5 protein-coding genes are annotated in these 9,437 nt (G+C 70.6%); 2 read left to right on the top strand and 3 right to left on the bottom strand.

Annotated features, from left to right (window positions below; translation table 11 throughout):
• On the top strand, positions 1-146 hold a 146-nt coding region (locus HA630_RS13260), incomplete at its 5' end, for an oxidoreductase-like domain-containing protein (protein WP_243855461.1).
• Here HA630_RS13260 and HA630_RS13265 read toward each other — a convergent pair.
• From HA630_RS13265 to dinG, 3 genes are all read right to left on the bottom strand, one after another.
• Complete coding sequence (locus HA630_RS13265) at positions 133-3,186, bottom strand: EAL domain-containing protein (RefSeq protein ID WP_208300084.1); 3,054 nt, start codon at positions 3,184-3,186, stop codon at positions 133-135. The two genes, HA630_RS13260 and HA630_RS13265, sit on opposite strands and share 14 nt — an antisense overlap.
• Positions 3,187-3,308: 122 nt before the next feature.
• Positions 3,309-4,097, bottom strand: coding sequence for a hydroxypyruvate isomerase (gene hyi / locus HA630_RS13270; RefSeq protein WP_166835300.1), 789 nt, complete (start codon positions 4,095-4,097; stop codon positions 3,309-3,311).
• A gap of 35 nt (positions 4,098-4,132) precedes the next feature.
• Entirely contained in the window at positions 4,133-6,385 is a 2,253-nt protein-coding gene (gene dinG, locus HA630_RS13275) for an ATP-dependent DNA helicase DinG (protein ID WP_166835302.1), read from the bottom strand.
• Positions 6,386-6,572: 187 nt separating this feature from the next.
• On the opposite strand from dinG, the gene HA630_RS13280 reads away from it, so the two are divergent.
• Positions 6,573-9,437 (top strand): EAL domain-containing protein (locus tag HA630_RS13280; protein WP_166835306.1); only part of this gene is annotated, 2,865 nt, incomplete at its 3' end.

Consider the following 9,437-nt stretch of genomic DNA (forward strand, 5'->3'; position numbering starts at 1 on the left):
CGCTGCGTGCGCCACCGCCCGAGCCCACCACCTGTTGCGGCCGGGGCTGCAACGGCTGTGTCTGGGAAGGCTATTACGCCGCCCTGACCTTCTGGTTGGAAGACGCCCAGGCGGTGCTGGACGCGGCGGCCCTCAGAGCCCGATGACGGCGCGCGACACCGGCCGGCTGCGGGCGTAGGCCGGGGCCTCGCTGACGCAGGCCGGCCGCCCGAACAGGTAGCCCTGGAACGCGCGGCAGCCGTGCCCGGCCAGGAAGTCGTGTTGCTCGGGCAGCTCCACCCCCTCGGCCACCACCGACAGGCCCAGCGTCTGCGCCAAGGTCAGGATGGCGCGCACGATGGCGGCGTCGTCCTCGTCGTCCAACACGTCGCGCACAAAGGACTGGTCGATCTTGATCTCGTCCAGCGGCAGGCGCTTGAGGTAGCTCAGCGACGAGTAGCCGGTGCCGAAGTCGTCCAGCGCGAACCGGATGCCGAACTCGCGCAGCGCCGCCATCTTGGCCGCGGTGTCCTCGGCGTCGTGCATGAACATGCTCTCGGTCACTTCCAGCTTGAGGCGGTGGGGCTGGGCGCCGGCGCGCCGCACCTCGGCCTTGACCTGGTCCACGAAACCGGCCTCGCGGAATTCGCGGGTGCTGACGTTGACCGACAGCGTCCAGTGGCGCAGCTGCGGGTCCCGCGCCCAGTCGGCCAGGCATTCGCAGGCGCGGCGCAGCACCCACTGGCCCAGCGGCAGGATCATGCCGCTCTGCTCGGCCAGCGGAATGAAGGCACCGGGCGGCACCATGCCGCGTTCGGGGTGCTGCCAGCGCACCAGGGCCTCGGCGCCCAGCACGTGGCCAAAAGCGTCCACCACCGGCTGGAAGTACAGGCGCCACTGTTCTTCGCGCAGGGCGGTGCGCAGGTCGGCCTCCAGCGCGGCGCGGCGCAGGGCGCTGGCCTGCATCTCGGGGTCGAAGAAGCTGATGGTGTTGCGCCCGTCGATCTTGGCGCGGTACATGGCCAGGTCGGCGCGCTTGAGCAGGTCTTCCACCGTGTCCTGCGGCTGGCCGAACAGCGCCACCCCGATGCTGGGCGTGCTGCTGTGCCCGCAGCTCGACAGGTCGTAGGGCTGGCGCAGGGTGGTCAGGACCTTGCGCGCCACCTTGTCGGCCTCGCCGGCAGCGGCGGCGACGTCGCTGCTCAGGCCCTCGATCATCACCAGGAATTCGTCGCCGCCCAGGCGCGCCACGGTGTCCACGTCGCGCACGCAGCCGCGCAGCCGCACCGCCACCAGTTGCAGCAGTTCGTCGCCCTGGTCGTGGCCCAGCGTGTCGTTCAGGTCCTTGAAGTTGTCGAGGTCGATGAACAGCAGCGCCCCGTGCTGCTGCTGGCGCTTGGCGGCTTTGAGGGCTTTGGACAGCCGGTCCTGCACCAGCCGGCGGTTGGGCAGGTTGGTCAGCGCGTCGTGGAAGGCCAGGTGCTGGATGCGCTCGTCGATCAGGCGGCGCTGGGTGATGTCGCGCGCCAGCATCACGAAGCGCGGCGGCTGGCCGGGCTGGGGCTCGCGCCGCGTCATCGACAGTTCGTACCAATGGGTGCCGTCGGGCAGGTCCAGCCGGTACTGGTGGCCGAGCGAGGCGCCGCAGATCGAGGCCTCGGCCATGGCGGCGTCGATCTCGGCGGCGGCCTCGGGCGGCAGCACGTCGTGGTAGGTGGCGTGGGCCAGGGTGTCGGGCGGCGCGGTCAGCAGCTCCGGCTGCCCTTTGCCGATGTAAAGGTAGCGGCCCTGCGCGTCGAATTCGTACAGCAGGTCGGGGATCGCCTCCAGGATGGTCTTGAGCTGGTCGGCCATCTCGCGGTGGCTCTGCTCGCCGGCCTGCAGGGCCTGCTGCACCCGGATGTAGTCCGTCACGTCGGTGTAGGTGCGCACGCTGGCGCCGTCGGCCACCACCTGCACCTGGATTTCGATGGTGCGCTGCGCCGCCGTCTTGAGCCAGAAGGTGCCAGGCGCGTCGGGGCCGAGCAAGGCGCCGTGGGCTTCGAGCGCGCGGATGTGCGGCTGCCCGGCCAGCGTGCCCGCGGGCAGGCCCAGCAGGGCTTCGACCCGGTCGTTGCAGAACTCCACCTGGCCGTGCCGGTTGACGCAGAGCAGCCCCTGGTTGATGTGCGACAGGGTGAGCTGCAGCGAGCGTTCGGCCTTGGCGCGGGCGGCCTGTGCGCGCCAGGCCGCCGCCATGTGGGCCAGCGCGGTCAGCAGGGGGGCGAGCTGCTCGGCGTCGTCCATGGCGTAACCGCCGGGCTTGTTGGCCAGGCCCACCACGCCCACCACCCGGCCGTCCAGCACCACGGGCAGGCCCAGGTAGCTGTCCAGGCGGCGGTGGCCCTCGGGCAGGCCCCGGGGGGAGCGGCGCTCGTCCTGCATCGGCTCGTTGGCCAGCACCGGGCGGGCGGTGCGCACCACCGCGCCGATCAGGCTGCCGGGGTTGTCCATGGCCTGCGCCACGGTCTGGCCCAGGGCCCGTTCGGCCTTGGACAGGCCCCGCCCGCTGCGGTCGGCCAGGGCCTGCAGCTTCAAATGGGGCTGGGCCCCGTCGCCGTCGTACACCTCGGCCACAAAGCCGTGCTCGCTGTCGGTCACCCGCAGCAGTTCTTCCAGCAAGCCCCCCAGCACCTGGCGCGGCGTGGCGTTGGCGATGAAGCGCGACTGCGCCGTGGCCAGGGCCTTGAGCAGGCGCTCCTGGCGCCAGCGCAGCAGTTCCGACTGCTGCAAGGCCATGCGCTGGGCCTCGCGCCGCTGCTGGCGCGCCCGCGTTTCCTGGTGCAGACTGCGCTGCAGGCGCACCCGTTTCACCGCGTCTTCGATGGACTGCGGCAGGCGCTCCAGCCAGCCACCGTGGCGGTCCTGCACCAGGTGGTCGGCGTAGCCGGCGGACTTGGCGCGCTGGGCCTTGTCGCGTTCGCCCTCGGGCAGCATCAGCAGGGCCAGCGCCTCGGGGTGACCCGGCAGCAGCGCCAGCAACTGGTCCACCGTCCAGTGGCCGTCCACCAGCAGCAGGTCGTGCCCGGCCTCACAGGCGTGGCCCAGGGCCTCATTCGGGTGGTGGACCACGCACACCTGCACCGACCGGCCAAACACCTGTTGGCGGGACAGGCGGCGGGCGGCCACGGCGGGCGGGGGCTCAACGGCAAGGACTCGAAAGTTCACAGGCCAGATTGTCCCGAATTATCCGAATAAATCAAATTAATTATCGTATATTCACAATTTGTACGATAAATTTGCTATCTATGTGTCGCATCGGGCCGACACTCTGGCCTCAGGCCGGTGGATCAGCGGAACGCCTGCAGCCAGCCCAGCCCGGCCTCGGTGCCGCCCGGCCCGGCCTGCGCCGGGTGGTATTCGCAGCCCACGTGGCCGCTGTAACCGATCTGGTCTAGCCAGCGCAGCAGAAAGCCGAAGTGGATCTCCCCGGTGCCGGGCTCGTGCCGGCCGGGGTTGTCGGCCAGCTGCACGTGGCCAAGGTGCGGCAGGCAGCGCTGCAGCGTGGCGGCCAGTTCGCCCTCCATGCGCTGGGCGTGGTAAATGTCGTACTGCAGCTTCAGGTTGGGCGCGCCCACCGCTTCGATCAGCGCCAGGGCGGCGTCGGTGCGGCTGAGGAAAAAACCGGGCAGGTCGCGGGTGTTGATCGGCTCGACCAGCAGCGTCAGCCCGTGCTCGGCCAGGGCCTGGGCGGCAAAGCGCAGGTTGTCCACCAAGGTGGCCTGGGCCTGCGCCGGGTCCACACCCGCCGGCAGCAGGCCGGCCAGGCAGTTCAGGCGGGGCACCCCCAGCGCCCGCGCACAGGCCAGCGCCTGCGGCACGCCCTGGCGAAACTCGGCCACCCGGTCGGGGTGGCAGGCGATGCCGCGGTCGCCGGCCGCCCAGTCGCCCGCCGGCAGGTTGTGCAGCACCATCTGCAGCCCGTGGGCATGCAGCCGCTGGGCGATCTCGGCCGCCGGCCAGTCGTAGGGAAACTGGCACTCCACCGCGCGAAAACCGGCGCGGGCCGCGGCCGCGAAGCGGTCCAGGAACGGCCGGTCGGTGAACAGGAGGCTGAGGTTGGCGGCGAACAGGGGCATGGCGTTTCCTGGGGGTGCATGGGGGGCCGGCGCCTTCAACCGGCACGGCCGGTGGTGGCGGCGGCGCTGGCGGCCCGCTCGGCCGGCGTGACCCGGGTGAACGGCGGCAGGCCGCTGAGCAGGCGCTGGCCGTAGCTGGTCTGGCTCAGGCGGCGGTCGTAGCAATAGACGTGGGCCTCGTCGTCCTCGGTGCGGATGGCGCGGCCCACCCACTGCGCCAGCCGGATGGCGGTGGCCGGCACCACCAGTTCCATGAACGGGTCGCGGCCGTTGGCGCGCAGCCACTCGGCGCGGGCCTCGCCCACGGGGTCGTCGGGCGGCATGAACGGCAGTTTGGTGATGAACAGGTCCTCGCACAGGCGCCCGGGCAGGTCCAGCCCCTCGCCAAACGACTGCATGCCGAACACGATGGACGGCAGCCCGCCGGCGACGCGCTCGCCGTGGCGCGCCAGCAGCTGGCCGCGCGGCCACTCGGTCTGCACCAGCACGCGCTCGCGCAGGCCCGGCGGGAGCGCCTCGGTGGCCTGGCGCAGCTGCTCGCGCGAGGTGAACAGCACCAGCGCGCCGTGCTTGACCTGGGCGAGGTCGCGCAGCAGCGCCTGCACCATTTCGGCGGTGAAGGCGGCGGCGTCCTTGGGGTCGGCGCGGGTGCCGGCCAGCACCAGCCGGCCCTGGGCGGCGAAATCGAAGGGACTGGGCACCTCCAGCGCGACCGCGTCCGGGTCGCCCTGCAGGCCGGCCTCTTTCAGGAAAAAGTCGAACTTGCCGCAACTGGTCAGCGTGGCCGAGGTCAGCACCGCGCCGCGCACCGCGCCCCACAGGTGGTGGCGCAGGGTGGCGCCGGGCAGGGTCGGGCTGGCGTGGGCCTGCACCACCAGGTAGTCGCCGCGGGTCTGCAGGGTGAACCACTTGGCCACCGGCACGCTGCCTTCCTCGGGCTGCTGCAGCAGCAGCTGGGCGGTGGCGTGCACCGCCTCCAGCCGCGGCGCCAGCGAGCCGAGCTGCGCGTAGTAGGTGGCCAGGCGCCGGGCCTCGTCGGGGTGGTCGCGGATTTCGGCGCGCAGCGCCTTGCTGACCGCCCGCAGCGCGTCGATGAACACCTGCGCGCTGTGGGCCAGCTGCGCCACCGGGGTGACCAGCACCTCGGGCAGGCGGCCTTGCGGCAGCCGCACCCGGCCGGGCTGGTCGCGCCCACCGGGGCGGGCGCCGCCCCAGGGCCGCTGCGCCTGGCGCAGGGCGTCGCCGTACTGGTGCAGCACCAGGCGGGCCAGGTCCTGCAGGCCCTGGCGCAGCAGGGCGGCGTGCTTGGGCACGTCGGCCATTTCCTCCACCGCCAGCAGGCCACCCACCTTCAGGGTGCGGCTGGCCAGGCGGTCCACCCAGGTCAGCCGGCTCAGGTCCATGTGGCTGGCGAACTGGTCCAGCGCGATCGCCGGCAGGTGGTGCGCTTCGTCCAGCACCAGCAGGCAGTTGCCCAGCTCGGGCAGGGCGCGCGAGCCGAGCGAACTCAGCAAGAGGTCGTGGTTGACGACGATGACCTGCGCCCCCACCAGCTGCTTGCGCTGCTCGTAGTAGCTGCACTGGCCGTAGGCCGGGCAGTGCTTGGCGGTGCAGGAACTGACGTCGGCGGCCACGCTTTGCCACAGCACCGGGTCGGGTGGGGTGGACAGGGTGTCGCGGTCGCCCGACCAGCGGCCGCTGGCCAGCTCGGCCGCCATCTCGGCGTAGGCGGCCTGGCGCACCGCATCGTCCTGCGGCGCCAGGGGCGCCTGCGGGCCGGCGGCCTCGTGGAACAGGTCGTCGTCGTGCAGGTCGTCGTCCATGTCGGCGTGGCCGGCGGGGTCCAGGGCGGCCTGGGCCCGGTCCAGCTTGAGCCGGCAAACGTAGCGCCCGCGGCCCTTGGCCAGGGCGAAGCGGAAGGGCTGGTCGAAGGCGTTGGCCAGGGCCGGCAGGTCCTTGTGCACCAGCTGTTCCTGCAGCGCCACGGTGGCGGTGGAAATCATCACCCGGGTGTGGCGCGCCAGCGCCAGGGCAATGGCCGGGGCCGCGTAGGCCAGCGACTTGCCCACGCCGGTGCCGGCCTGGATCACTGCGATGGAGCGCGTCGGCGGGTCGGCCTCGGCGGCGCCGTCGGGCGGGGGCGGCTTGCCCAGGTCGGCCTCGCTGAAGGTGCAGGCCACCTGCTCGGCCATCAGGCGCTGGCCCGGGCGCGGGCGCAGGCCTTGGCCCGCCTGCACCAGGCGGTCGAACTGGGCCAGCGCCTCCCGCGCCATCGCTGCTTTTTCCATGGGGGGCGAGTGTGGCACAAGCCGCCATCGGCCGGTGGACCGCGCATAATGCTTGGCAAAGCACAACAAGTCCGCCAGCCAGGATCAGGGAGTCCACACACCAACATGCGACAGGCCCGGCGCAGCCATGACCTTTGTGACCCCTCCCCACCAGGTTGAGCCTCCCGGGCTTGGTTTGGATCGGGCATTGCAGGTCTTTTCGGCCTACTGGATACCGGCGCTGGTGGCCCTGTTCACCCTGGCGGCCGTGGGCCTGTGGCCGAGCCAGTACCCGGGCAGCAGTGGCCGGGCGCTGACCTTCCAGGCCTTGCCAGACGAAGCCATGCAGTGGGACCCGGCCCAGGCCCGGCAAGTGCTGACCTCGGCCCCCACCGCTGAACTGCTGGACACCCACCTGTCGCAAGCCCCGTTCTGGGTGCACCTGCCGGCGCTTGGCACAGCCACCACGGTGGAATTTCCCTCGCGCCACGCCAGTGCACTGGCATGCTGGGATGCAGCCTCCTTGGTGCCACTGGGCAACGCCGACCGCGCCCAGGCCAGTGGCGGACTGCGGACTTCGCGCGCGGGCTACGCCATAGATGTGGAACCCAACACCGCCCTGCTCTGCCGCGCCACCTTCGTCGGCCCGGCCCGCTTCAGTGCCAAGGCATGGGCACCCAGCGCCTTGCAGGTGCGCGAGCACGAATTTCAACGCAACTCGGGCCTGCTCGACGGCGGCATCCTGGTGCTGGCCCTGTTCACCCTCATCGCTGGCTTCATCAACCAGAACCGCAACTACCTGGTGTTTGCGGCCTGGCTGGTGGTCAACCTGCGCATGGCGGCCTTGTCCGCTGGCTGGGACCACCAATGGCTGGGTCAAACCATCCCCTTCGACTGGTTGATTCCGGTGCGCTCGGTCACGCTGGCGCTGTATTACGTTGTCACCTTGTCCTTGTTCCTGACGCTGTTTGGCGAAGAACTCAAGCGGGTGGGCCACACCTGGCTGGTGCGGATTGCCAAGTGGTCGTGCGCGCCCCTGCTGCTCCTGTCGATCACGCTACCCTACCAACGGTTTTTGCCGATTATCTGGACCGCCACCGGTATCGGCATCGTCGGGCTGGTGTACCTGCTGAGCCTGATCCTGCTGCGCACCCAGTCCCGTGTGGCGATCTGGTACGCCGCCTCCATCACCGTGGCGCTGTTCGCCAGCCTGTACGAGGTGGCGGCCGCGGCGCTGGGCATCAAAGGGCTGCTGGGCGCGGTCAACAGCGTCACCGCGGCGCTGGCATCCAGCCTGCTGGCGTCGCTGGCCATCGCCGAGCAGATGCGCCAGGAACACCAGGAGCGCCTGGCCGCCCAGGAAGAACTCAGCCACGCCTACGAGGTCATCCCCATCGGCCTGTTCACCCTGGACCTGCAGGGCCACTGGCTCAGCGCCAACCCGGCGCTGCTGCAGATGCTGGGCACCGCGTCGCTGTCGCCCACCGCCGACCGCTGGGCCACCCAGTTTTCCGAAGACGCCTGGCAGCAGCTGTTGCGCCGCACCCAGGGCGGCACCCCGGTGGAACTGGACCTGGAGGTCGAACCGCCCGGGCAGCCGGTCAAGCGCTTTCTGGTCAAGGCCACGCTGGCGCGCGACAAGATCGAAGGCTCGCTGCAGGACATCACCGAAAAGGCCCGCGCCACCGAACACCTGCAGTTCCTGGCCGACCACGACACCCTGACCAAGGTGCTGAACCGGCGCGGCATCGAGGCCATGCTGCTGCGCGGGCTGGTGCGGCTGGGCCGGGGGCGGCCGCTGTCGGTGGCCTACCTGGACCTGGACCGCTTCAAGCTCATCAACGACCTGTACGGCCACGCCGCCGGCGACGTGGTGCTGCAAGAGGTCTGCGCCCGCGCCCAGGCCCCGCTGGGCCCGCACATGCACCTGGGCCGCGTCGGGGGCGACGAATTCCTGCTGGTCATGATCGACACCCCGCTGCACCGGGCCGAGGCCATCTGCCGCGAAATCGTCGCCAGCCTGGCGCGCAGCCCCTGCCAGGTGGGCGACCGCGCCTTCCAGGTGCGCGGCTCCATTGGCCTGATCGAGGTGGGCGCCGGGGCCCAGGCCAAGGACATCGTCTCCACCGCCGACCACGCCTGCCGCCAGGCCAAAAAGGCCCAGCCCTGCGGCCTGGTGGTGTTTGAGCAGGGTTCGCGCGTGTTCACCGAACACGAGGCGGAACTGCAACTGATCGAGCGGCTGGCTTCAAACCAGCGCATCGACGGCCTGTTCCTGGAAATGCAGCCCATCCTGTCGCTGCACACGCCGCACGCCTCGCTCAACTTCGAGGTGCTGCTGCGCATGCAGGACGAGCACGGCGACCGGGTGCCGACCGAGCGCCTGATCCACGCCGGCGAAAACGCCGGGCGCATGGGCGTGATCGACCGCTGGGTGCTGCACCACACGCTGGAGTGGATGGAGCAGCACCTGGACGCTCTGGCCCACACCCAGTTCGTCTGCCTCAACCTCAGCGGCGCATCGCTCAACGACGAGCGTTTCATGGAGGACGTGTTCGCCCTGCTCGACAGCAAACGCGACCTGGCGCGGCGCATCTGCCTGGAAATCACCGAAAGCGTGGCCCTGCACGACATGGGCAACACCCGCCGCTTCATCGACAAGGTGCGCAGCTTTGGGGCGCGGGTGGCGCTGGACGATTTCGGCGCCGGCTACACCTCGTTTTCCTACCTGAAGGACCTGCCGGCCGACCTGCTCAAGATCGACGGCAGCTTCATCGTCAACATGAACCGGCACCCGGCCAACATCGCCATCGTGGAGGCCATCGTCAGCCTGGCGCAGAACCTGGGCATGAAGACCATCGCCGAATGGGCCGAGGACTTTGAAACCGTGGAAACCCTGGCCGAGATCGGGGTGGACTATGTGCAGGGTTTTGTGGTGGCCCGGCCGCAAAACCCGGCCTTGCTGCTGGAGGCCACGTCGGGCGCCGACTTCATCCGCGACGAGCGGCTGCGGCAGTACCTCAGCACCCTGGCCCCCGACGACGAGATGGGCCACGTGGACCTGGTGCTGGGC

It is taken from the genome of Aquabacterium sp. A08 (genome assembly GCF_011742065.1).

Bases quoted from the DNA above. Each gene is read 5' to 3' on its own strand.
- hyi (WP_166835300.1), bottom strand. From the start codon at position 4,097: ATGCCCCTGTTCGCCGCCAACCTCAGCCTCCTGTTCACCGACCGGCCG.
- dinG (WP_166835302.1), bottom strand. From the start codon at position 6,385: ATGGAAAAAGCAGCGATGGCGCGGGAGGCGCTGGCCCAGTTCGACCGC.